This is a genomic window from Corallococcus sp. AB032C, from assembly GCF_003668935.1.
GTDB classification, from domain to species: Bacteria; Myxococcota; Myxococcia; order Myxococcales; family Myxococcaceae; genus Corallococcus; species Corallococcus exiguus.
The window spans coordinates 38,717-61,708 of sequence record NZ_RAWP01000010.1 but is presented as its reverse complement, the minus strand read 5'-3'; the positions used below and the strand labels follow the sequence as shown (position 1 = coordinate 61,708).

Annotated in this window: 18 protein-coding genes; 11 read left to right on the top strand and 7 right to left on the bottom strand. The window is 70.4% G+C overall.

The features are described from left to right. Positions 1–83: 83 nt before the first annotated feature. Positions 84–1,127, top strand: a complete 1,044-nt coding sequence (locus D7X99_RS06440; RefSeq protein WP_121776966.1) for an oxygenase MpaB family protein — start codon at positions 84–86, stop codon at positions 1,125–1,127. A 1-nt stretch (position 1,128) separates the two neighbouring features. Here D7X99_RS06440 and D7X99_RS06435 read toward each other — a convergent pair whose 3' ends face one another. Further along, positions 1,129–1,413 (bottom strand): DUF427 domain-containing protein, encoded by a 285-nt coding sequence (locus tag D7X99_RS06435; protein WP_121776965.1) that lies wholly within the window; start codon positions 1,411–1,413, stop codon positions 1,129–1,131. A 35-nt stretch (positions 1,414–1,448) separates the two neighbouring features. Further along, positions 1,449–2,276, bottom strand: coding sequence for an alpha/beta fold hydrolase (locus D7X99_RS06430; RefSeq protein ID WP_121776964.1), 828 nt, complete (start codon positions 2,274–2,276; stop codon positions 1,449–1,451). 141 nt (positions 2,277–2,417) lie between these two features. On the opposite strand from D7X99_RS06430, the gene D7X99_RS06425 reads away from it, so the two are divergent. The 9 genes from D7X99_RS06425 (at position 2,418) to D7X99_RS06385 (ending at position 15,370) form a co-directional block, all read left to right on the top strand. Next, a complete protein-coding gene (locus D7X99_RS06425; RefSeq protein ID WP_121776963.1) occupies positions 2,418–4,481 on the top strand; it encodes a HEAT repeat domain-containing protein in 2,064 nt (687 codons plus the stop codon). Positions 4,482–4,492: 11 nt separating this feature from the next. Continuing rightward, a complete protein-coding gene (locus tag D7X99_RS06420) occupies positions 4,493–5,065 on the top strand; it encodes a hypothetical protein (RefSeq protein WP_147476038.1) in 573 nt (190 codons plus the stop codon). Beyond that, a complete protein-coding gene (locus D7X99_RS06415) occupies positions 5,055–5,327 on the top strand; it encodes a hypothetical protein (protein ID WP_121776961.1) in 273 nt (90 codons plus the stop codon). Before D7X99_RS06420 ends, D7X99_RS06415 begins: the two co-directional genes overlap by 11 nt. Positions 5,328–5,656: 329 nt before the next feature. Beyond that, positions 5,657–7,330, top strand: coding sequence for a TolC family protein (locus D7X99_RS06410; protein WP_169826227.1), 1,674 nt, complete (start codon positions 5,657–5,659; stop codon positions 7,328–7,330). Continuing rightward, positions 7,318–8,526 carry an efflux RND transporter periplasmic adaptor subunit gene (locus D7X99_RS06405; RefSeq protein WP_121776960.1) on the top strand — a complete coding sequence of 403 codons (1,209 nt, stop codon included), beginning with the start codon at positions 7,318–7,320 and terminating at the stop codon, positions 8,524–8,526. The genes D7X99_RS06410 and D7X99_RS06405 overlap by 13 nt, the downstream gene beginning before the upstream one ends. Before the next feature lie 9 nt (positions 8,527–8,535). Continuing rightward, positions 8,536–11,733, top strand: coding sequence for an efflux RND transporter permease subunit (locus tag D7X99_RS06400; RefSeq protein ID WP_121776959.1), 3,198 nt, complete (start codon positions 8,536–8,538; stop codon positions 11,731–11,733). A gap of 78 nt (positions 11,734–11,811) precedes the next feature. After that, complete coding sequence (locus D7X99_RS06395; protein ID WP_121776958.1) at positions 11,812–13,668, top strand: cyclic nucleotide-binding and patatin-like phospholipase domain-containing protein; 1,857 nt, start codon at positions 11,812–11,814, stop codon at positions 13,666–13,668. After that, a complete protein-coding gene (locus D7X99_RS06390) occupies positions 13,665–14,633 on the top strand; it encodes a 3-oxoacyl-ACP synthase III family protein (RefSeq protein ID WP_121776957.1) in 969 nt (322 codons plus the stop codon). The genes D7X99_RS06395 and D7X99_RS06390 overlap by 4 nt, the downstream gene beginning before the upstream one ends. After that, entirely contained in the window at positions 14,630–15,370 is a 741-nt protein-coding gene (locus D7X99_RS06385; RefSeq protein WP_121752929.1) for a lysophospholipid acyltransferase family protein, read from the top strand. Before D7X99_RS06390 ends, D7X99_RS06385 begins: the two co-directional genes overlap by 4 nt. Before the next feature lie 3 nt (positions 15,371–15,373). On the opposite strand, the gene D7X99_RS06380 is transcribed toward D7X99_RS06385, so the two are convergent. From D7X99_RS06380 to D7X99_RS06370, 3 genes are all read right to left on the bottom strand, one after another. After that, on the bottom strand, positions 15,374–15,889 hold the full coding sequence (locus D7X99_RS06380) for a hypothetical protein (protein ID WP_121752928.1): 516 nt from the start codon (positions 15,887–15,889) through the stop codon (positions 15,374–15,376). Next, the gene (locus tag D7X99_RS06375) at positions 15,886–17,034 is read right to left on the bottom strand and encodes an ImmA/IrrE family metallo-endopeptidase (protein WP_121776956.1); all 1,149 of its coding nucleotides are present in this window, start codon (positions 17,032–17,034) and stop codon (positions 15,886–15,888) included. Before D7X99_RS06375 ends, D7X99_RS06380 begins: the two co-directional genes overlap by 4 nt. Positions 17,035–17,095: 61 nt before the next feature. Beyond that, complete coding sequence (locus D7X99_RS06370; RefSeq protein ID WP_121777035.1) at positions 17,096–17,638, bottom strand: DUF2378 family protein; 543 nt, start codon at positions 17,636–17,638, stop codon at positions 17,096–17,098. A gap of 220 nt (positions 17,639–17,858) precedes the next feature. Here D7X99_RS06370 and D7X99_RS06365 point away from each other — a divergent pair, with 220 nt between their 5' ends. Next, positions 17,859–20,126 carry a hypothetical protein gene (locus tag D7X99_RS06365; RefSeq protein ID WP_121776955.1) on the top strand — a complete coding sequence of 756 codons (2,268 nt, stop codon included), beginning with the start codon at positions 17,859–17,861 and terminating at the stop codon, positions 20,124–20,126. Between the two features lie 12 nt (positions 20,127–20,138). Here D7X99_RS06365 and D7X99_RS06360 read toward each other — a convergent pair whose 3' ends face one another. Together D7X99_RS06360 and D7X99_RS06355 are read right to left on the bottom strand one after the other, a co-directional pair. Further along, positions 20,139–20,807, bottom strand: coding sequence for a DUF2378 family protein (locus D7X99_RS06360; protein ID WP_121776954.1), 669 nt, complete (start codon positions 20,805–20,807; stop codon positions 20,139–20,141). Between the two features lie 43 nt (positions 20,808–20,850). After that, entirely contained in the window at positions 20,851–22,968 is a 2,118-nt protein-coding gene (locus tag D7X99_RS06355; RefSeq protein WP_121776953.1) for an SEL1-like repeat protein, read from the bottom strand. Positions 22,969–22,992 lie beyond the last annotated feature (24 nt).

Here is a 22,992-nt window from a genome sequence, read left to right as displayed (position 1 = left end):
CAGGTTATCCATGACGGGCGGTTTGTTACAGGTTCAACAGTTCTCTACACTCGGCCTGAACGCAGCGCCGGAGCCCGCCGCCCATGCCCTTCATCTTCCGTGGTCAGAACCTGGACGCCATCCTGGGCGACCCGCTCAACGCGGCCAACAGCCTGTACGGCATCATGAGCGCGGCGGAGCCGCAGTTCATGGAGGACCTGCGGCTGCACTGGAAGAAGCACGTCCGTGAAACGCCCGGCGTGAACGGCACCGCGTGGCGCCCCGCGCTGAAGGCCTTCTCCGCCATCGAGGGCTTCTGGGGCAACACGTACAGCGACCAGCGGATCGCGAAGGTGCTCTACGAGCCGGCGCACTCGGTGGCCACCCAGGCGGTGACGGGCGTGGGGTCCTCCGCGCAGTTCCTGCGCGACTTCGAGGCGGCGCGCGACGAGGCCTTCTACGTCTTCTTCCAGGCCACGTCCGTGAACCAGTTGGCGGGCGTGTCCTTCAAGGCCACGTACTACCACAAGGACGTGTCGTCGCTGTTCGAGCAGCGCCCGCACAGCAAGCTCAAGGCCATCGTGTCCCGCCGGGTCATCGATACCGCGCAGATCATGCTGCGCATCCTCTACGGCAACATGAACATGGGCTGGGGCAGCCTCTACAGCACGCGCACTCTGGCCACGACGCTGCTGCTGGCGCAGATGCACAACTCCGCGCTGGCCCATTACCGGTCCGGCTACACGGCGCGGCGTTGCTACAACCAGAGCGCCGTCGCGTTCACACTGCTGACGTTCTCATACATCGTCGCGCAGGCGTGGGTGGACAAGCACTACGACTACAACGAGCAGCGCTGGTACTCCTTCTGGAAGCTGGTGGGCTCGCTGCTGGGCGTGGACACGCGCCTCATCGCGGACGACCACGCGGAGGCCGCCACGCTGTGGGGCCTCTTCTTCGCGCGAGGGGAGTGCTTCGGCGGCACGCCCGCGCCCTACCCCACGACGCTGGACCCCAACCGCATCGACGACGACCTGTGGAACGGCTACGACGTGCAGCCGGAGGCGAACCTCATCCAGTGGGTGCCCGCCTTCATCGTCACCCAGATGCGCAACAGCATTCGCTGGGGCAAGTACCTCATCGGCCTCTGATTCAGCGCTCCACCGTCACGCCCTTCCAGAAGGCCACGTAGCCCTGGATGTTGGACGCGGCCGGCTTGGGCTCCGGGTAGTACCAGGCCGCGTCGGCGTTCGTCTTCCCGTCCACCTCCACCGAGTAGTAGCTCGCCTCGCCCTTCCAGGGGCAGGTGGTGTGCGTGGCGCTGGGCTTGAAGTGCTCGCGCACCAGGCTGTCGGGCGGGAAGTAGATGTTGCCCTCCACCGTCTCGTAGGTGTCGCTCTTCGCGAGCACCGCGCCGTTCCATTTCGCGACTGGCATGGGGAAACCCTCCTGGTGTGCTGGTTGACGGCGCGTCAGCCCGCGTGCGCGGCCTGGTTGGACGCGTGCCGCGTGAGGAAGGGGGCGAGCTCCGCGTTGACGAGCGCCGGCTCCTCCACGGAGGACGAATGGCCTCCGCGCGACAGGCGCACCAGATGGGAGCCGGGAATGAGCGAGTGGATGCGCTCCGATTTGGCGGGCACTGTCGCGCGGTCCTCTTCCCCCACGATGACGAGCGTGGGCGTGCGGATGCGCGGCAGCTCCTCCGCGATGGCCTTGCGCTTGATGACGCCGTTGACGGCGCGGTAGATGTCGCGGCGGTTGCCCGTCAGGCGCGTTCGCCACAGCGCCCGCTCCTCCGCGCGGCCCGGGTCGGAGAGGAACGACGCGCCGAACATGATGCGCATCACCGCGGTCGCGACGGGGGCCAGGCCCACGTAGCGGGCGACGAGGTTGAGCGCGGTGTAGCGCGGCACGTTGGCGATGGGCTCGGGGTCCGCGGACGTCTCCAGGAGCACCAGCGAGCGCAGCAGGTCCGGCCGGCGCACCGCGAGCCGCATGCCCACGAAGCCGCCCATGGACAGGCCCACGAAGTGGACGGGCGCCACGCCCAGGGACTCGATGAGCGCCACCGCGTCCGCGTACACCGTCTCCACGTCGATGGCGGACTCGGGCGGCACGTCGCTCTGGCCCTGCCCCCGGTGGTCGTACGCGATGCAGCGGAAGCGGCCGCGCAGGGCCTCCACCTGCGGGTCGAACAGCCGGGTGCTCCAGAGGAGCCCGTGGCTGAAGAGGACCACGTCTCCGGAACCACCCGTGTCCTCGTAGTACAACCGGGTTCCATTCACGGACCGCATGGGCATGGGTACGGCCTCCCTTGGCTTGGAGGAGGACCCTAATCCAGGGCTCGCCAGGACCGCAGCCCTCCCTGGGAGGTCATTGTCCACTGGAGGAGAAGGGCTCGCGCGGAGCGCTGCTTGTGCCCCCTGGCGCTTGGGAGGAGCATGGGCGGCACCTTCCAGATGCGCTCCTCTCGCCCTGTCCTTGTCGCCCTCGCGGTGGTGGTCCTCGCGGCGGGCCTGTTCTTCTTCCTGCGCTCTTCACCCACGCCCGCCGTGTCCCCACCGGTGACGCAGGCTCCCGTGGCGCCGCTGGACGCGGGCAGTGTGGCCGCGCCCGTGCCGGTGAAGACGGTGGAGGCGCCGCCCTCGAAGCCGAATCACTTCGTGGGCTCGCAGGTGTGCGCGGACTGCCACGAGGAGCAGCACACGGGCTGGAAGCACGACTGGCACGCGCGGGCGCTGTCTCCGGCGACGAAGCCGTACGTGGTGGGCACGTTCACGGCGAGCACGCACTTCAAGGGCGAGTCCAGCGAGGCGTGGATGCGCCGCGACGGGAGCCAGTACCTGATGCGCACCAAGGGCGCGGACGGGAACCTGGGCGAGTGGCCGGTGCAGTGGGTGGTGGGCGGCAAGCGGATGCAGGACCCCATCACGCTGTTGCCGGACGGCCGCTGGCAGGTGATGCCGGTGTACTTCCATGTCACGGGCAAGGCCGAGTGGGTGGACTACTCGGAGAAGAAGCAGGGGGCGCTGTCGCCGGACCACCCGTTCTTCTGGACGAACTTCCGCCGCAGCGCGCAGCACGCGTGCCTGGACTGCCACGTGACGGGGTTGGACGCGCGCTATGACCGGGCGAGCCACCAGTGGGAGACGAAGTTCGCGGACGCGGGCGTCGCGTGCGAGTCCTGCCACGGGCCCGGCGGGCGGCACGCGGAGTCGCAGGCGCCGGAGGACATCATCCAGCCGGCGAAGCTGTCGAAGGAGGAGGGCTTCGCGGTGTGCGCGCAGTGCCACGGGCCGCGCCGCACGCTGTTCCCCATGCTGGACGCGAAGCACCACTTCCTGCCCGGCCAGCGCTACGACGCGAGCTATCAGCCCATGGTGTTGCTGGTGGGCAACGACCGCTCCGGGGACTTCTTCGCGGACGGGCGGCCCAGCACCTCCAGCTTCGAGTACCAGGCGCTCATCCAGTCCCAGTGCCACCTGAAGGGCGGGGCCACGTGCCTGACGTGCCACACGGCGCCGCACGACGCGAACGCGCCCAACGAGGTGCGCAAGCAGAAGCCGGTGGCGGCGCGCACGTCGGTGAACGCGTCCACGTGCCAGGGCTGTCATCAGGAGGTGGTGGCGCAGGGAGAGCAGCACACGCACCACAAGGCAGCGGCGGCGCAGGACTGCCTGGCGTGTCACATGCCGCCGGTGGTGTCGGGCGTGTTGGACCATTTCGCGGACCACGCGCTGGACGTGCCGGCGCCCCAGAACACGGCGCGCCACGACATCCCCAACGCGTGCAACACCTGTCATGAGAAGAAGACGCCGGACGCGATGCAGGACGCGCTGGTGAAGTGGTGGCCGAAGGCGGAGGCGCGGCAGGCGCGGCGGCTGCGGCTGGCGGACGCGTTCGACGAGAAGACGGCGGCACAGAGCCGTGGGGCGCTGGAGGCGGTGCTGGCGGACACGGCGGAGGCGGGCACGCTGAGGGGCGCGGCGGCGAAGTTCCTGGCGCGCCGGTTCAAGCACGACGCGGTGCCGGCGCTGCGAGCGGCGTTGAAGGGGACGACGGACAGCACGTTGCGCTCGGACATCATCGACGGGCTGGGCGCGGCGAACGCGCGCGAGGCGACGGACGACCTGGCGTCGCTGCTCAAGGACGGCTCGTTGTGGGTGCGGCAGGGCGCGGCGTTGACGCTGGCGGCGTTCGGAGACGCGAGGGGAATGCCGGCGCTGCAGGCGCTGGCGACGGAGCCGGAGACGCGCGGCCTGGTGCAGCCGCACGTGATGCTGGGGCAGCTGGCCATGCGCCGCAGGGACGTGACCACGGCGACGCGTGAGTTCGAACAGGCGCTGGACCTGCAGCCCTACAACGCGGACGTGCTGGTGCGGCTGGCGGACCTCTACGTGGTGCAGGGCAACGCGGCGAAGGGCCGCGAGCGGCTGGAGGAAGCGCTCCGGTTCGACCCGCAGAACAAGTCCGCGAAGCAGCGGCTGGGCATGTTGCCGCAGTGAGGATGCACGGCATGAGTGTGGCGTGGCGCGCGTTTCCGGCGGCGTTGCTCCTGGCGGGCTGCCTGCGGCCCACGCCCACGCGTGATGCGTGGACGAATGACGCGTCCATCGAGTTCCCACGGTTCTTCGAGCAACCTGCCGTGGAAGCGAGCGCGGAGAGAGGCGCGGTCGAACTGAGCGGCACCGTCCTGCATGCGCTCGACGTAGCCGCCGCCGATTTCCTGGGCCCACAAGATGCCAACACGCCCTGCGTCGACCGGCGCGAGTCACACCGGTACAGGGTCATGCAGCGGCAAGGCATCCTCTTCGTCCGGATCGATGAGGCTCCCCGGGCCTGTGGACTGACTGTTCCCGCGCTGCATTCGGGCGCGCAGTACGCGGTCGGGAGCGATGGCCGGATCCTCCGCCGTCTTCGGGATGGCGAGCCGGATGAATCGATGGTGCCCACGGATGCAGGGCCCGGCCTCCCGGTGCCCACGTCGGAGGTCGGCCGGTCCTTCGAGCCACCCGATGGCTCCGTGCCCCTGCCGTTCATCCAGGCGCCCGGCCTGGATGCGGGAACCGGAGAACGTCATGGCCCATGACCTGCACCAACTCCTGGAAGAGGTCACGGACGAGGCGTCCTTCCTGCGCTTCGTCCAGGCGCTGAGCGAGGACTTCGAGGAGGCTGCCCGTCGGCCTCCCGCTCCGCACGCACCGAGCCCCCTCGGCTGGGAGAACGGCACCATCGGGGCGTTCCTCGAACGAGGCGCTTCCTGGGGCGAGGACACCCAGGACCAGGACCGCTCGCCCAATCCCTGGCACCGGTGCGCGAGCATCCTGTTCGCGGGCAAGTTCTACGAGTAACGAGGCCCACCCGGGCCCGGCCGTCATGACGGCCGTGGTGTGCTGAACGCGCGCCCTCCCTTGAAGACAGACGCCCGCTCGGCGCTCGTGACGCACGTTGGCTCTTCACTTGCCCCAGCCAGCGTCAGGACTCGCCATGTCTCCACGAGCCCCTCCACCTTCCCCGCCCTTGCGTCCGTAAGGGCAACCCCGGACCTCCAGCTCCTGGCTCGAGGCCTGTTCATCGACTGCTGAGCACAACCTCGCCCTGCTGTGTTGTCCACTGGAGCGCCGGGGGGCGCGAACCGTGGCGGGGGGCTGGCATCGCCCCTACCTGGGGAGCATCCCTTATGAACGCGCTCGTGTTCGCAGCCCTGCTGGTTCCCACCGGAATCCCCGGTGAGGCGCCAGCACCGCACGGCTCCGGACCCTTCCGTCCCATCCTCGCGCAATACACCGCGCCACCGCAGCGCGCTCCGCCCGCGCCTCCGCCGCCCACGCCTTCCGTGGCGCCACCGAACACCCAGGCGCCGAACGCGCCCGCGCCGAACGCCCCGGTCCTGAATCTCCCCGAGCAGCCTCCGGCCGCGCCGAGTGCCCCGGCTCCGAACGCGCCCGCGCGGACACCGGCCGCGCCAAACGCACGGACTCCCGCGCGGCAGCCCGACCGAACCCGCACGCCGTCGGCCCAGAACCCGGACGACGTCCCCGAAGTGCCACCGCCCTTCCAGGCGAACGTGTCGGATCCACTGCTCACGCCCGCGCCCGCCGCGCCCCAGGAGCTCCAGTCCTGGAACGAAGCGCTCACGCTCCTGCGCCAGCGCTCCACCGACTTCCAGGCCGCGCTGGGCCAGATTGAAGTCGCCGCGGGCACATGGCGCATCGCGCTCGCCAACCTGCTGCCCTCCGTCTCCGGCAACGTGACCGCCCAATACAATGTCCTCAACCCGGGCATCATCGCCTTCGGCGGCGGCACGGGCGGCGCGGTGACGGGCGGCGGGGGCTTCACGCCCACGGATCTGCTGGGCGTGGGCCTCCTCACCGCCAACGTGCCCGTGGTGGACCTGGCCAGCCTCTACGCCCTGGGCAGCGCCAAGGAGTCGCGGCGCACCGCCAACCTGTCGCTCGCGGAGACGCGCCGGCAGCTCACCCGCGGCCTCGCGCAGGCGCTCGTCTCCGTGTCCTCCACGGAGCGCCTGGCGGAGGTCAACCGCGTCAACCTGCGCACCTCGCTGGAGCGGCTGGCCCTGGCGCAGCGCCGCTTCGAGCTGGGCGCGGGCACCCGCCTGGACGTCGTCCGCGTGGAGCAGGACGCGCAGATCGCCCGCCGCAACGTCGTCACCGGCGACGAGGACCTGCGCAAGGCGCGCGAGTCCCTGGGCCTGGCCCTGGGCACCCCGTCCGCCGTGGGCCTCAAGCCGGGCCTGGAGCTGACCACGCTGCTCCAGGGCGCGAAGGCCACCTGCCGCACGCTGGAGGGGCTGGAGAACCGCCCGGACATCGCCGCCGCCCGCTCGCGCCAGGTGGTGGCCGAGCGCGCCATCGGCGAGGTGTATCGCCAGTACGCGCCCACCCTGGACCTCACCAGCAGCACCACCGCGCTCACCGTCAACCCGGGCTTCGCGGAGGTGCCCATCTGGAACGTCGGCGCCAGCCTGGTGCTGCCCTTCTGGGACGGCGGCGCGCGCGAGGGCCGCCTGCGCCAGGCCCGCGGCCAGTTGGAACAAGCCCGCGCGGAGGTCACCGGCCGCGAGCGCAACGTCGTCATCGAAGTGACCCAGGCGAAGCGCGCCGTGCAGGTGACCCAGGAGACGCGCGACCTGGCGGACCGCCAGCGGAAACTCGCGGAAGAGAATGACCGGCTCACCCGCCGCAGCTTCGAGGTGGGCACCGGAACGAGCCTCGAGCTGGTGGACGCGGCCGGGGCCCTGCGGCAGGCCGAACTGGAGCTCGTCATCCGCGACTTCCAGTACCGCCAGGCCCAGGTGGATGCATTCCTGTCGGAGGCGGCATGCGATTGGTGAGGGGCGGTTGGGGCGCGTGGGGACTCGTCCTCGCGCTGTCGGCGGGCGGGTGCAGCGGCGGCAAGGAGCCCGGCCAGGCCGCGCCCGGAGGCGGCCCCCAGGCCGGCAGCCAGAGCCAGGGCGGCGGCAAGCCCACGCCCGTCCAGGTGATGGCGGTGAAGCCCGGCCCGGTGCGCGACACCCGCGAATACGTGGGCACCCTCATCTCGCGCAGCAGCATCACCGTCGTCCCGCAGGTCGCTGGCTACATCCAGAAGATTCCCGTTCGCCAGGGCCAGACGGTGAAGGCGGGCCAGGTGCTGCTCGTCGTGGATCCGCGCCAGGAGCAAGCCTCCCTGCGCGCCACCCAGGCCCAGAAGGCCTCCGCCGTCGCCAACCGCGAGTTCGCGCGCAGGACGCGCGAGCGCAGCGCGCAGCTCCTCAGGGAAGGACTCGTCAGCCGCCAGGACTACGACCAGGCCGTGGCCCAGGCGGCGCAATCCGAGGCCCAGGCCCAGGCGGCGGAGGCACAAATCCAGAATCAGCAGGTGCAGCTGGGCTTCTTCAACGTGAGCGCCCCCTTCGACGGCGTCGTGGGCGACATCCCGGTGAAGCTGGGCGACTACGTGACGCCGCAGACGGCGCTCACCATCCTGGACCAGAGCCGCGCGCTGGAGCTGTCCGTGCAGGTGCCCGTGGACCAGGCCGCGCGGGTGAAGATTGGCGAGACGCCACTGGAGGTGCTCAACGAGGATGGCGAGCCCATCGTCCGCGCCCCCGCCTTCTTCGTCGCCACCACACCCAATCCCAACACGCAGCTGGTGGAGGTGCAGGCCGCCTTCGACAACACCGTGGGCCTGAGGGCCGGACAGCTGGTGCGCGCGCAGCTCGTCTACGACGTGCGCGACGCACTGAAGATGCCCACCACCGCGGTGACGCGGCAGGGCAGCCAGTCCTTCGCCATGGTGGTGGGGGAAGGCGACGCCGGCACCGTGGTGAAGCGCCAGCCCGTGACGCTGGGGCTGGTGGAGGGCAACGACTACGAGGTGCTCAAGGGCCTGGACGCGGGCACCCAGGTCATCATCAGCGGAGTGCAGCAGCTGCGGGACGGCATGCCCATCCAGCCGAAGCCCGCGCGGCGGTCGCAGGGCCAGACAGAAGGCATGCCCCTGCCCCCTGCCCAGGGCATGGGCGGCGGCTCGGACGCGGGTCAGTAGGGGGCTGCCATGTTCACCGACTTCTTCATCCAGCGCCCCGTCTTCTCCAGCGTGCTGTCCATCCTCATCACGCTGGTGGGCGCCATCTCCATTCCCAGCCTCCCCATCGAGCAGTACCCGGAATTGGCACTGCCGCAGGTGCAGATCACGGCCACGTACACCGGCGCGGCCGCGGAGACGGTGGAGAGCGCCGTCACCACCGTGCTGGAGCGCCAGCTCAACGGCATGGAGGGCATGCGCTACATGTCCTCCACCAGCACCAACGACGGCCAGTCCACCATCACCGCCACGTTCGACCCGTCGCGCGACGTGGATCTGGCCGCGGTGGACGTGCAGAACCGCGTGGCCACCGCCACGCCACAACTGCCCGCGCAGGTGAACGCGCTGGGCGTCACCGTGCGCAAGGCGCAGACGCAGCTGCTGGTCTCCTTCGGCGTCTATGACAAGGAGAAGCGCTACGACACGGAGTTCATCAGCAACTACGCGGACGTCTTCATCCGCGACGCGCTGTTGCGTGTGAAGGGCGTGGGCGACGTGCGCATCTTCGGCGAGCGCCGCTTCGCCATGCGCCTGTGGCTGGACCCCACGGAGCTGGCCCGCCGCGGCCTCACCGCGCAGGACGTGGTGAACGCGCTTCAAGAACAGAACGTCCAGGTGGGCGCGGGCAAGGTGGGCCAGGCCCCGTCCTCCAAGGAGCAGGCGTACCAGCTGTCCCTCCAGGTGAAGGGCCAGCTCACGTCGGCGGACGAGTTCGGCGCCATCGTCATCCAGCGCGGCGCTGACGGCGCCCTGGTGCGCATCCGCGACGTGGGCAACGCGCAGCTGGGCGCGGAGAGCTACCAGCAGCTGTTGCGCTTCAACGGCCAGGACGCGGTGGGCCTGGGCATCACGCAATTGCCCGGCTCCAACGCGCTGGCGGTGCGCGAGGGCGTGGAGACGGAGCTCCAGCGGCTGTCCGCCAACTTCCCGCCGGGCCTCACCTATCAGGTGGCGTTCGACACCACGGCCGCGGTGAGCGCCTCCATCGAGGAGGTGCTCAAGGCGCTGGGCGAGGCCATCCTCCTGGTCGTCCTGGTCATCTTCATCTTCCTGCACGGCTGGCGCAGCGTGCTGGTGGCGGTGACCACGCTGCCGGTGTCACTCGTGGGCACGTTCATGTTCGTCAACGCGTTCGGCTTCTCGCTCAACACGCTGACGCTCTTCGGCCTCACGCTGGCCACGGGCCTGGTGGTGGATGACGCCATCGTCGTCATCGAGAACGTGGAGCGCGTCATCGAGCACGAGAAGGTGGACGCGAAGGAGGCCACCCACCGGGGCATGCAGCAGGTGTCCGGCGTGGTGGTGGCCACCGCGCTGGTGCTGTCCGCGGTGTTCATCCCGGTGTCCTTCTTCCCCGGCACCACCGGCGCCATCTACCGCCAGTTCGCGCTCACCATCGCGTTCTCCATCAGCCTCTCCGCGCTCGTGGCGCTCACCCTGTCCCCCGCGCTGTGCGCGCGCCTCCTGCGCCCCAACGAGGGCCAGAAGTTCCTCCTGGCGCGCAAGTTCGACCAGGGCCTGGACGCGCTCCGGCGCGGCTACGGGAAGCTCCTGGGCAAGATGCTGGGCAAGCTGCGGTGGGTGGTCGTGGGCATCTTCGCGGTGTTCCTGGTGGCCACGGGCCTGCTCTACCGGGCCACGCCCACGGGCTTCATCCCGGACGAGGACCAGGGCTACGTCATCATCGCGGTGCAGGGCCCGGAGGGCACGTCGCTGGAGTACACGCGCAACGTGCTCATCCAGGTGGAGGACATCATCAAGCAGCAGGAGGAGGTGACGCAGATCTTCACCGTGGGCGGCTTCTCGCTGCTGGGCACGGGCGCCAACTACGGCTCGCTCTTCATCAACCTGAAGCCCTGGGACGAGCGCAAGACGAAGGAGTCCAGCGTCGCGGGCCTGATTGAGCGCCTGCGCGGTCCGCTGAGCCAGGTGGGCGGCGCGCGCGTGCTGCCCCTGCAACCGCCCGCCATCCGTGGCGTGGGCAGCGTGGGCGGCTTCGAGTTCGTGCTGGAGGACCAGCAGGGCGGCCGCACATTGGAGGAACTGGCGCAGGCCACGCAGGCCCTGGTGGGCAAGGCGGGCCAGGACCCGCGGCTGCGCGGCGTGTTCTCCGCGTTCACCGCGGGCTCGCCGCAGCTCGACATCGACGTGGACCGGGAGAAGGCCAAGGCCATGGGCGTGCCCCTGTCCTCGCTGTTCTCCACGCTCCAGGTGTACCTGGGCAGCCAGTACGTGAACGACTTCACCTTCGCCAACCGCGTCTACCGCGTGTTCGTGCAGGCCGCGACGCCCTTCCGCGACAACCCGAAGGACATCGGCAGCCTCTACGTGCGCTCGGACACCGGGGCCATGGTGCCGCTGGAGGCGCTGGTGAAGGTGACGCCCATCACCAGCGCGCAGAACATCACCCACTACAACCTCTTCCGCTCCGCCAACATCAACGGCCAGGGCAGCCCCGGCGTCTCCACCGGCACGGCCTTGAGCGCCATGGAGGAGGTGGCGAAGCAGGCCCTGCCGCCGGGCTTCACCTTCGAGTGGACGGGCCTGTCCCTGGAGCAGAAGAGCGCGGGCAACACCGTGCTCGTCATCTTCGCGCTGGGCATCGTGTTCGTGTTCCTGGTGCTGGCCGCGCAGTATGAGAGCTTCGCCCTGCCCTTCGTCGTCATGCTCGCGGTGCCCGTCGCGATGATGGGCGCGCTGCTGTTGCAGAACCTGCGCGGGCTGGTGAACGACGTGTTCTGTCAGGTGGGCCTGGTGATGCTGGTGGGCCTCGCGTCGAAGAACGCCATCCTCATCGTGGAGTTCGGCGAGCAGCTGCGCGCGCAGGGACAGGGCGTGGTGGAGTCCGCCATCAACGCGGCGGAGACGCGCCTGCGCCCCATCCTGATGACGTCCTTCGCGTTCCTCTTCGGCGTGGTGCCGCTGATGCTGGCCAGCGGCGCGGGCGCCTCCGCGCGCAAGTCGCTGGGCACGGCCGTCTTCGGCGGAATGCTCTTCTCCACCTTCGTGAACCTCATCTTCATCCCGGTGCTCTACGCGCTGGTGGAAGGCGCGCGCACGAAGATCCTGAAACACCGCAAGCACGGCAATCCACCTCGTGGTCCGAGCAGCCCGCCGCCGCCGTCCATCCCTCCCGAGGGGGAGCCACCGCGACCCCAGCCGGCGTAGCGATGACCCGCACGGAGCGGGCAGGCACTCCGGCGCGCTACCCCGCGCTGGAGCGTCCTGGTTATCCTTGGGCGACGCATGCCTTCTCCTCTGACTGTCGATGAGCGGCGTCGGTGGCTGTACACGTTGAAGCAAGCCCCCGTGCTGCGCCACGCGCGTGCGTCCGCCCTGCTCCGCTTGCTGGAGCGGGCCCGGCCGGTGGAGCCCCAGCCGGGCGAGGGCATCTGCCGCGAGGGCGAGCCGGTGGACGGCATCTACCTCCTGCGCTCGGGCGAGTGGCGGGTGACAGCGAGAGGGACGGTGCTGCTGCACCTGCGCTCGGGGATGTCGCTGGGCGTGGAGGCGCTCGCGCGCGGCACGTGGCCCGTCACGGTGACGGCGGAGTCCGCGTCGCACGCCCTCTTCCTTCCTCGCGTGGAGCTGGAGGCGGTGGCGGCGGTGCTTCGGCCTGGAAGCGCTGGAGGAAGCGCGGCGGCGCGGCCGGACGTGGTGACGTTCCGAGTGCAGCAGGGGCTGGACCTGCCGCCCGCGATGCGGTCCGTGCTGGTGGAGCTGGTGGCGAAGGTGATGGTCCACGACTTCGGGGACCGGGTGCTGCTCGTGCGCGCGGGGGCGAAGCGCACGAAAGGCGCGGTGCGCGGAGCCGACCGCGTGTTCCGCCGCACGGTGACTCCGGGCGCGCCGCTCCTCGCCGAAGGTGAGGACTTCGACTGCGTGCTGGTGGATGAAGTGCCGGTGCCGGAGGTGCTGACGCCGCGCGAGGTGCGGCTGGTGCCGCCGGGTGGAGAGACGGACAGAGCGAGGACGCCGGGAGCGCCGGTGCTGCTCACCGTGCTGCTGTCGCCGTGGCGGTCGCAGGGCAGCCCGACGCTGCGGGGGCGCTCGCTGCCGGACGAGGACGGCTGGGACGAGGACGCGCCGCCGCCCGGGTGCCGGCTGCGGCTGGACTGGGAGCGGCTGGTGGTGCGGCCCGGGGACTCTCGGCCGCTGGCGGCGCTGGGCCTGGACGCGGGGACGCGGGACGCGCTGTCGCGGTGGGCGCGCGCCATCACCGGCCGGCGCGTGGGGCTGGCGCTCAGCGGCGGCGGCGTGTGGGGCTTCTATCACGCGCACCTGTTGCGGAGGCTGGCTGCGCTGGACGTGCCGGTGGACTTCCTCAGCGGCGCGAGCATGGGCTCGCTGGTGGGCGCGTACTACTGCGGCACCGCGCGCGACGGACGTGAAGGTCTGGACGGCCTGCGCCGGCTCCAGCACCGCGCGCGGAACGGGCACCTGTCCGCCGCGGCGCTGTCCTCCGTCGTGACGACGCAGGCCATGGAGTGGCTGGTGCGCGGCGACCTGGGGGACCTGGCGCTGGAGGAGTTGCCCATGGGCTTCCTGCCGGTGACGACGGACCTGACCACGGGCCGCTGCGTGGTGCTGGAGAAGGGACCGCTGGCGTTGGCGGTGCGCGCGAGTGGCTCGGCGCCGGGCGTCTGGGCGCCCACGCTCCAGCCGCCCGCGCGCTACGTGGACGGGGCCTTCACCAGCATGGTGCCGGTGGACGTGCTGCTCCACGCGGGCGCGGACCTGGTCTTCTCCAGCAACATCTTCCCCGCGGGCCATCACCACGCCGCGCGGCCGCTGTTGCCCGGAGCGGTGGGGCTGTTCCTCTCCGCGCTCAACCCGGTGGCGCGAGCGAAGGACCTGCTGGCCAGCGGCGTGCTGCTCCTGCACCGCAACGGCGACCTGGAGTCCGCGCGAGGAGACCTGCGCTACGACGTGGGCACGCGCGAGCATCCGTTGCTCGGCTCCATGCGCTTCACGCACGTGGACGAGGTGCTGGACGAAGCCGCGCGCGACATGGGCCTGGAGCAGAAGCTGCTGGAGTTCAAGCAGGCCTGGGAGGCACTGCGAGGGCGCCGGAACGCGGCCGGTGGCCGGAGGGCCGCGTGATTCCGGTCCGCATCCTCGGCACCGCGAGCGTGCTGCCGGGCCCGCCGGTGACGACCGCGGAGGTTTGCGCGCGAGTCGGCCGCGATGCGGCGGAGGTGGAGCGAAAGACAGGCATCCGCACGCGGCACTTCGCGCCGGAGGGCACGCGCGCGGCGGACCTGGGAGCCCAGGCCCTGCGAGGCGCGCTGGAGGCAGCGGGACTCCCGGCGACGGCGCTCCGGCGAATCCTGTTCGTGTCGTCGATGGGCGGGGACGTCACCACGCCGGCCAACGGCAGCCGGGTGGCGGCGGCGCTGGGGCTGTCCGGGACGTGCGATGCGATGGACGTGGGCAACGCGTGCATGGGTTTCCTGAGCGCGTTCGACCTGGCAGCACGCTCGGCGGCGACGGGACTGGGGCCGGTGGGCGTGGTGTCCGTGGAGCTGCTGTCACGCACCACGCGGCCGGAAGACCCGCGTCCCTACCTGGTGCTGGGTGACGCTGCGGCGGCGGTGGTGCTGGGCGAAGCGCGTCCCGGCGAAGGCGTGCTGGGAGCCGCGTTCGGCAACGACGGCACGCTGCCGCCGGACGTCGTGCTGGAGAACCCGCACCAGACAGGCCAGCGCGAGGGCATGCGCTTCCTCACGCCATCGCGGGACATGACCCGCGTCGCGCTGGGGGAACTGAAGCGCGCGGCGACGACGGTGCTGCAGGGCGCGGGGCTGACGGTGTCGGACGTGGAGTGGGTGCTCACGCACCAGCCGAACGGGAGCATGTTCGCGGCCATCCTCCAGGCGCTGGAGGTGCCGGAGGAGAAGAGCGTCACGGTGGTGGACACGGTGGGCAGCGTGGGCTCCGCGTCGCTGGGTACGGGGTTGGATCGCCTGTGGCGCACGCGGCCGGTGAAGCCGGGGGACCGGGTGTTGATGGTGGGCGTGGGCGCGGGCGTGGCGCACGGCGCGGTGCTGTACCGGGTGGGTGGGTGACGGTCACGGCGACAGCGGCACGGGCCGCGTGGCTGACGACGTTCCGCCTGCTCCAGCGCTACCACCGCTACGAAGTGGTGAACCTGGAGCCGCTCTTGCGCCCTGGAGCGAAGCTGCTGGTGGGCTACCACGGCCGGCCCCTGGCGGTGGACCTGTGCATGCTGACGGTGACGCTGCACGACCGGCTGGGCTACCTGCCCCATGGCATCGCGCACGGAGCGTTCGACCGCATCCCCGGCATGCGCCAGGTGGCGGACGGGCTGGGCTTCGTCACCAGCGACGGGCCGCTGCTGGAGGAAGCGGTGAAGAAGGGCGAGCACGTGCTGGTGCAGCCAGGCGGCACACGCGAGGGCTGCCGCGACTTCCGGCACCGCTACCGCGTGGACTGGGGAGAACGGCTGGGCTACCTGCGCCTGGCCGTGCGCTACGGCCTGCCCATCGTCCCCATCGCGGGCCACGGCATGGACGACGCCTACGTGGGCCTGAACGACGGCTACGCGTGGGGCAAGCGCGTGGGGATGCCCGGAAGGCTGCCGCTGTGGCTGGGCGTGGGCGCCACGGGCCTGTGGCCGCTGTCCCTGTCCTTCCCGGTGAAGATGACCCAATGGGTTGGAGAGTCACTGACAACCCACCTGACCCCAGGATTCGACGCGACGGACCGGGAGGCACTGCTCACGGTGCACCGCGAGGTGACGGGCGCGGTGCAGGGACTGCTGGACGCGGCGCGTCCGTCCTGAGCGTTACCACCAGAGCGGGCGGCGCTGCGGCTTGTTCCGGACGCAGTACCACTCTGAAATCTGGTGTGCGGCCTTCAGTGCGAGCCCGTGCTCCCGACGAAGCACGTCCAAAAACCCATGAAGGGAGAGGACCCGTCCGCGAAGCTCCTCGATGCCCCGATGAAGGGCGCGTCGGTCATGCAGGATCGCCGTCGCGCCGGGATGGTGACAGGCATAGGCAATCACCGAGTGCTCCCCCATCCCCTCTGTCACCGGCGGCAGCTGGAGCTGGACCAGCGTCTGGGCCTCCGGGCTCTGCGGCACCAACACGGTGGGCGCGCCCGCGATGGCCTTGAGCATCGCTTCCGCTTCCTGGACCAGACGCTCCGGAGCGCCGGCAAGCGAGGCGCCCACGGTCAACTCATCCCAGACCGTGTCGGTGATGACGACGGGCAGGGTCCCCAACTCCCCCAGCGTGACGGCATGCCCCGCGCGCTGGACGTTCGCCAGCACGTCGGTGTCGACGACGTATCGGCTCATGTCGCGAGCAGGTCCTCGACAGGGCGTCCGAGCAGCTCGCGAGCCCGGCTCGATGAGATCAACTCGTGGGCGTGCGCATCCAGGGCACGACGTTCGATGCCCGTGAAGCGCGTTTCGTCCTCGAAGCCCTCCAGGACGGTCTCGTCCGGGGACATCAAGAGGGCCTCCACGGTCTCCCGCTCCCGGATGTACCGGAGGTTGTAGAGGTGCCAGGCCATGGCGGCGAAGCTGAGGCCGAAGTGCGTGCGAGCCCGGATGACCAGCTCACGGGCTTCCTTCAGGCCATAGCCCTCCGGCTTCGCGGCCCCCAGGCTCTGCGTCACCGCTTCTTCGGGTGCCAGCAGCATGGCGGCGAACGCATTCGCCCGTTTCTCCGCGGGAGGGTTCTCCATCCAGAAGCGCGACGAGTCCAAGCGCCCCTCGTCCGTCTGGACGTCGCTCTCCGACAGGTCGAGGAGCTGATGCGCCAGCTCGTGAGCCAGCACGAAGCGGCGCACCGGCTCACGCGTCAGCTCCGAATGGATGACGATAAGGCGGGCATTGCCAGAGCGGCAGCTGACGCCATGCACGGCGGGATTCGTGAAGGCATGCCGGAGGACGAGGACGTCGAAATGGCTCTCCATCAGCCGGCCCAGATTGCGCAGCGGGCCCTGACGCTCAGGAAGCAGGGCTCGGACCCTCCGGGCGCACGCATATCCCGCCTGGTGGGCGTTCTTCGCGGGGGGCGGCTCGGGAGGGAACTGCTCCGCCAACCGGGGGACCTGCCGGAGCGCTCCAAGCAGGCTGAAGGCCCGTGCCTGCCGGAGCCCTTCCAGGAGGAAGTCCCGATCCACATCGGAGAGCGAAGCACTGACCGCGCTTCCCTTCAGCAGCGCCGCGGGATCCAAGGGGACCTGCTCGACAGGCGCGGACGTGTGGAAGAAGGCCGTAGGCGCAAGTCCCAGCGCCGAGGCCAGCCGGGTCAACGCGCTGAGCCCCAGCGCCTGCTCGCCCAGCTCGAAGGTCCGGATGAGATGCGCGGACACCCGCGCACGCGCGGCCAGGGCCTCCACCTCCAGCCCGGCTTCCTTCCTCCGCCTGGAGAGCCGGCGGCCCAGCTCCCGCAGGGCATCCGAGGCGTCATCCGTGGGCGGCCCTTGCGTCATGACCTCAGCATCAAGCAGGGCCCCCCAGGTGGCAAGGGCACCCGCTGGACGCGGCGCGTGACTACCAGCGCACGCGGTAGATGGCGGCGCGGCCCTGGCGGGACTCGACCACGGTGGTCAGGCCCTTCACGCCGGTGGTCATCGTCCCGTGGTGGCAGATGGAGCCGATGAACTCCGGGTAGGTCCCTCCCTCATTCACCTTGATGCGGTAGTCCGAGTCCGACAGCCGCTCCACCTCCACGTGCAGGAAGTTGCTGCCGGAGGCCAGGTTGCGCGACGTGCGCTCCAGGGCGCGCGCGGGGCCCAGCAGCCTCAGCACCGTTTGCAGCGCGCGGCCCATGTTCGTCTCGAAGTAGCCCACGACGAAGCGCTCACCCAGCAGCCACTGCGCCTCGTTCATGGTCACGTTCGGAAACAGCTCCGTCGCTCCAATCTGCAGGAGCTTCTGCCAGATGGCGTTCGGATACGCGGGCTCCAGCTTCCGGTCCAGGTCCAGCCCGGCGTCCTTCAGCTTCGCGCGCAGCGGACCTTCCAGCCGGCCCTTCAAGGCCAACAGCAGGCCTTCGACCGTATGGCCGAAGACGATCTCCGACGGGTTCGACACGAGGGGCTCCTCCGCCACGGCTCGGGGGATGACGTGGCTTGGGTGCCCCCTGGTTAGACCGAACACCGACTTGTGAACAACCCCTACATCCCCGGGGTGATGACGATTTCACGGCGAGGACAGTCGCACCTCCCCGCCGTCAGAAGCGGCCAGGCAGGCCCCACGTCAATGATTGCTCAGCGGTCCCAGGGACACAGGCAATCCAAGGTGGGGGAGTCTCATGAGCTGGAGCATCCACATTCCCGCGGTGAACACGCTCAAGCTCGCGCTGGGCAACGCCGCTCACGAACAGGCGCTGGGCCACGCGGAGCTGAACGGCAACAAGGCCATCCCCATCCAGGGAGGCCAGGTGTCCCTGACGGGTGCGCTCAAGGTCCCCGTCGAGCTCTTCAACGACCGGAACGACAAGGACGCGTACGGCATCATCGGCGTGCCTCCGAAGGAGCTGGACGGCTCCTCGGTGGAGCCCCTCTTCTCCCCGGACGGGGCCGCGTGCTGGCTGAAGTACGCGGCGGAGCTGAACGCGGAGGCCAATGGCCAGGGGAACTTCCCCTTCGTCGAGTTGAGCGGCGGCGGATCGCTCCAGGTGAAGGTGGCGGACTACCGGCACCACGCCGCGACCCAGATCCTGGAGGCCGCGCTGGGTTCGGACGCGAAGTCCCTGCGCCTGCCCTTCGTGCTGGGGGATGTGCAGGCGCTCCAACCCGGTGACGCCCTGTCGTTCCAGACGCGCGTGGCCCTGAAGGCCGGAGTGAAGGTCTCCTGGTCCGCCATCAGCACGTCGCTGGTGGCGGCGCTCGCGAAGCGGTTGGCCGGGCAGCTGGTGTTCGAGCTGAAGGCGGAGGTGGGCGCGTCCATCGGCGGCACCGTGTCGCTCCAGGACGAGTTCCGCATCGTCTTCTCACGGCCGAAGGACGGCGGACCGTTCCGCGTGTCGGTCCGCAAGGCCACCTCGGACTCCGCCGCGGCCCAGGTGTCCGCGGGAGTCTCGCTGGGGTACTCGTCGCCGCTGCTCGCCTCCCTCCTGGGCGCCGTGGACGCGAAGGTGCAGGACGCGTTGAAGGTCGTCGACGGCCTGGAGCAGGGCTCGCTCACGCCCGCGCTCCTCCAGGTCGCCGCCGCGCTGCTGAAGCAGCTCGGGTTCCACAAGCCGGTGGAGCCCACGCTCGCGTCGGTGACGGCCGCGTACGAGGAGCTGAAGGACTTCGTCGAGAGCGTGGTGAGCGGCGCGCTCAAGGCCGGCTTCGAATACGAGTACGCGCGGAGCACCGAGGACGCGACGCTCCTGGAGCTGGAGGTGCCCGTGGAGGAGCTGGCGGGCGCGCACGGCGCGTTCGTCTCCGGCGACCTGGCCTCCATCCAGCACCGGGTGAATGACGCCTGGCTGCGGCGCTACTTCCACATGAAGTCCGTGGAGTCCCAGCGCGTCTGGGGCCTGGGCCTGGGCTGGCGCGACGTCAACTTCGCCTCGCAGGAGGACCGGCGGAAGCTCAAGGCCGTCGTCCAGCACGCGTCCCGCGACCACCGGCAGGGCCCGCGCCGTTACGCGTTCCTGGGGGCGCGCAGCTACAAGAGCTCGGGCGTGCTGTACGGGAAGACCTCCCGCTGGGGGCTCGACTTCAGCGCCCAGATGCCGCGCTTCAGCCTCACGCCCAGCGCGGACGAGTTCGAATACTCCTTCTTCGCCCAGAGCCAGGTGGAGGACGGCCTGTCGAAGGAGCTCATCCAACGCGCGGTGGACGGGGCCACCGTCTGGGGCGCGGTCCGCCCGGAGGACGCGGCGGCGCTGGTGGACCGCCTCTTCCGCGCGGCGCCCGCCGGCACGAAGACCGAAACGCGGCTGGACTTGCGCGTGGACAACCCCAGCTTCCGGCGGCTGCTGGCGAAGCTGGGCTCCGAACCCGCCTTCGAACGCAACGCCTTCGCCAGGGCCCTGGCGCGCGCCATGCCCCGGGCCAGCCAGCCCGTGCGCACCAGCCTCCAGCGCCGGGAAGAGCTCTACACGCCACTCTGGGACGCGTACCTCAAGGACGGGGCGAAGGACTGGACGCTCGACCGGGCGAAGGCGAGCGTGGCCTGGCACCTGAAGAACCATGCCGGACCGGACGGCTTCGTCGCGTCGCACTGGGAGCAGAGCGGCGGGACGGGCACGTTCTCGGACGTGCTCGTGCAGTCCTCACGCTACGCAGGCGACATCGGGAGCCAGCCGTACGGGAAGGTGTACGTGTTCTGGAGGGACCTGCTCGACAAGCTCATCGCGCTGAACAAGGCCATCCACTCGGAAGCCGTCATCGCGGAGAACGACGCGACCTCCGCCGTGCAGCAGGTGTTCACGTCCCTGGATGACCTGGCCTGCGACGACTTCCGCGTCACCGCGTTCGTCGCGTGGATGGATCAGCTCGCCATCCGGTGGAAGCTGGGGTCGGGCATCCAGCGCATGCTCCAGGTGCGCGTGGGAGCGCAGGAGTTCGTCATCTCCCACGGCTGAGCACGGGGGCCGCTACCAGCGCATCCGGTACGTCGCGGAGGGCCCGTCGCGGCCCTCCACCACGGTGGTGAGTCCCTTCACGCCGGTGGTCAACGTGCCGAAGTGGCACAGGGCTCCGATGAACTCCGGGTGGATGCCGCCTTCGTTCACCTTCAGCCGGTACTCGGTGGCGGCCAGGCGCTGCACGTCCACGTGCAGGTAGTTGTTGCCGGAGGCCATGTTGCGCGTCGTGCGCTCCAGAGTGCGCGCGGGGCCCAGGAACTTCAGCACGCCCTGGAGCGCACGGCCGATGCGGGTGGCGAAGTAGGCCGTGACGAAGCGCTGGCCCAGGTGCCAGTGCGCCTGCGCGACGGAGTGGTGGGGGAAGAGCACCTGCGCGCCCAGGAGCAACATCTGGTGCCACTGGTCCCGGGGATAGGCGGGCGCCAGCTTCTGGTCCAGGTCCAGCCCCACGGCCTTCAACCGCGTCCGGAGCGGGCCTTCCAGATGCCCCTCCAGGGCCACCAGCAGGCCTTCGACGGTGTGGCCGAACACGACCTTCTCTGGAGTACGCACGATGGGGTGCTCCTTCTCCACGGCGCTGGGGATGCGTCCTCCATCGGTAAACGCGGACGGACCCGGGAACAACCCACCCAGCCCTTCGTGCAGCGGGCTTTCCACCAGCGGACGGCGCAACTTCACGAAGCCCGTGGCCGCGGGGCTTCAGCTCCGGGGCGACTGAGGCCTACTTCGCGCATTGCTTCTCGCGCCACGACGCGGGCCAGTACAGGCAGGCCCGCGCCCGGGCCTCCTGGACCTGCGGTGCATCCGGCCCCAGGTGGCGGTGCTCCCGCAGGAGCTTCGCGAGCAGCTCGCACGCGTCCCCGGACTTCATGGCGCAGGCCAGCTCCGAGCGTGCGAAGGCGGCTTCCAGGTCGCGGGGAACGCCCGCGACCCTCTCCTCGCTGGAGCGCTTCGCCAGCTGCCAGCAGGCGTCGCTGCTGCCACCGGCGCACCCCTTCTCCGCCACCCGGAGCTCTTCCTCGAGGTTGCGCTCGACCGTGGCGAACCGGCTGCCTTCGTTGGCCTGACGGTACTTGAGGGCCAGGTCCGCGCAGGCATCCGGGTCGCCCGCGTCGCAGTCCGTCCGCAGGTGGCGCACCCGCAGGACGTCCTTCGGCATCGGCTGGCCCAGCGCTTCGCAGGCGTCCTTCATGCGCGCCTTGCAGGCATGGGCCTGGATGCCAGGGATGCTGCCTTGCGCGTCCGCCCTCAACGCCTCCGGCCCCGAGGCGGCGAGCTTCCGCGTCATGGCGAGGAACAGCACACAGCTGTTCGTGTCCTCATGCCCGAGGCATCCGTCGCGCCAGGCCTGAATGCCCTTCCCCAGGTTCGCGTACGGGCGGAGGGTGTTGGTCAGGGCCATGCCCAGCAGGTTGCACGCATCGCCGCCGTCGCGCGCTTCGCACCCCGTCTCCAGGAAGGCGAGTCCCACGAGTGGAGCCGGTCCAATCTTCAAAGCCTCATCACCGGAGGACAGCACGCTCCAGAGCCGCACGCAGGCGGCGGGCGCGCGTTTCAGGCATGCGTCCTCCAGCAACTTCATGCCCCGCTTCACATCCACCTGGAGCCCGGCGCTCCCCTCCAGCAGCACCGCCCCCAGCCGGGCGCACGCATCCCCCTCGCCCTTTCCGTCCTGACACTCCTCCTTCCAGCGGTCGACGGAGGCTCGCGGCGCGGGCTTCGCGTTCGCGGAGACCTTGCCCGCATCCAGTTGGAGCGACTGCAACACGGACTGCTTCGGCTTCTCCGGAGCGGTCTTCGCCGGGTCCAGTTGGAGCGACTGCAACACGGACTGCTTCGGGCCTTCGGCCTTCGCGCCGTCCGCCGTGAGCCCCAGCATGCGCCGCACGTCGCCGCAGGCCTCCGGCACCTCGTGGTCGCACGCGCGCTGGTAGAACATCGTCGCGCGGCCGGGGTTCACCGCCACGCCCGCGCCCTTCTCGTACGCGGTGCCCATCATGTGGCACGCCATGCCCAGGCCCACGCCGGCGCCCAGCTCACACATGGCGCGGACCCCATCCAGCTTCGCGCCCTCCTCCGGCGTGACGGCGGGCGTGGGCTCCGGCTTCGCCACCACCGCCGCGTTCGCGGACGTGCACGCCTCCTGCGCGCCCATTCCGCACGCCATGCGGAAGTAGCTGGACGCGAGGCGCGCGTCCTTGCGCGTGCGCACGCCCTGGTCGAACTCGCGCGCCACCGTGAGGCAGGCGACCCCAAGGCTCCGGTTGCACGCCTGCACCAGCATCCCCATGCCCGCCGCCACGTCCTGCTCGACGCCGAAGCCGCCCATCAGCTTCAGCACGCCCAGGTTGTTGCACGACAGCCGGTCATCCCCGGCGCAGCCGCGCTCGTAGAGGCGCACCGCCTGCGTGAGGTCCTTCGCCACGCCCCGGCCCTCGCCGTACAGCAGCGCCAGGTGGCCGCAGCCCTCCGGCAGGTCCCGCTCACAGCCCCGTGCGTACAGGCGCGCCGCTTCCGCCTCGTCCTTCGCGACGCCCCGGCCCTCCTCCTTCAGCTCGCCCAGCGCCACGCACGCGCGCAGGTCGTCGCCGTTGCAGCCCAGCTCATGGAGCGTCGCCGCGCGAGCGACGTCCTTCGTGACGCCGTCGCCCGTGCGCAGGCGCTCGGCCTGTTCGAAGCACGCCTGCGCCAGCCTCCCACCGCAGGTGCGCTGGTACAGCGTGGTGAGCTCCTGTTCGGACTCCGACTTCGTTTCGTCCGAGGAGCCATGGGCACAGGCCGCGAGCAATGCGAGGACGGGCAGGACCCGACACGCCAAGAGGAACTTCACTGAGGGCATGGGTGGATCTTTCCACTCCGTTCC

Excerpts from the sequence above, each read along its gene's own strand:
- D7X99_RS06410 (WP_169826227.1), top strand. The coding sequence starts at position 5,657 with ATGAACGCGCTCGTGTTCGCAGCCCTGCTGGTTCCCACCGGAATCCCC.
- D7X99_RS06430 (WP_121776964.1), bottom strand. The coding sequence starts at position 2,276 with ATGCCCATGCGGTCCGTGAATGGAACCCGGTTGTACTACGAGGACACG.
- D7X99_RS06440 (WP_121776966.1), top strand. The coding sequence starts at position 84 with ATGCCCTTCATCTTCCGTGGTCAGAACCTGGACGCCATCCTGGGCGAC.
- D7X99_RS06405 (WP_121776960.1), top strand. The coding sequence starts at position 7,318 with ATGCGATTGGTGAGGGGCGGTTGGGGCGCGTGGGGACTCGTCCTCGCG.
- D7X99_RS06435 (WP_121776965.1), bottom strand. The coding sequence starts at position 1,413 with ATGCCAGTCGCGAAATGGAACGGCGCGGTGCTCGCGAAGAGCGACACC.
- D7X99_RS06415 (WP_121776961.1), top strand. The coding sequence starts at position 5,055 with ATGGCCCATGACCTGCACCAACTCCTGGAAGAGGTCACGGACGAGGCG.
- D7X99_RS06425 (WP_121776963.1), top strand. The coding sequence starts at position 2,418 with ATGGGCGGCACCTTCCAGATGCGCTCCTCTCGCCCTGTCCTTGTCGCC.
- D7X99_RS06395 (WP_121776958.1), top strand. The coding sequence starts at position 11,812 with ATGCCTTCTCCTCTGACTGTCGATGAGCGGCGTCGGTGGCTGTACACG.
- D7X99_RS06365 (WP_121776955.1), top strand. The coding sequence starts at position 17,859 with ATGAGCTGGAGCATCCACATTCCCGCGGTGAACACGCTCAAGCTCGCG.
- D7X99_RS06400 (WP_121776959.1), top strand. The coding sequence starts at position 8,536 with ATGTTCACCGACTTCTTCATCCAGCGCCCCGTCTTCTCCAGCGTGCTG.
- D7X99_RS06380 (WP_121752928.1), bottom strand. The coding sequence starts at position 15,889 with ATGAGCCGATACGTCGTCGACACCGACGTGCTGGCGAACGTCCAGCGC.
- D7X99_RS06355 (WP_121776953.1), bottom strand. The coding sequence starts at position 22,968 with ATGCCCTCAGTGAAGTTCCTCTTGGCGTGTCGGGTCCTGCCCGTCCTC.
- D7X99_RS06420 (WP_147476038.1), top strand. The coding sequence starts at position 4,493 with ATGAGTGTGGCGTGGCGCGCGTTTCCGGCGGCGTTGCTCCTGGCGGGC.
- D7X99_RS06375 (WP_121776956.1), bottom strand. The coding sequence starts at position 17,034 with ATGACGCAAGGGCCGCCCACGGATGACGCCTCGGATGCCCTGCGGGAG.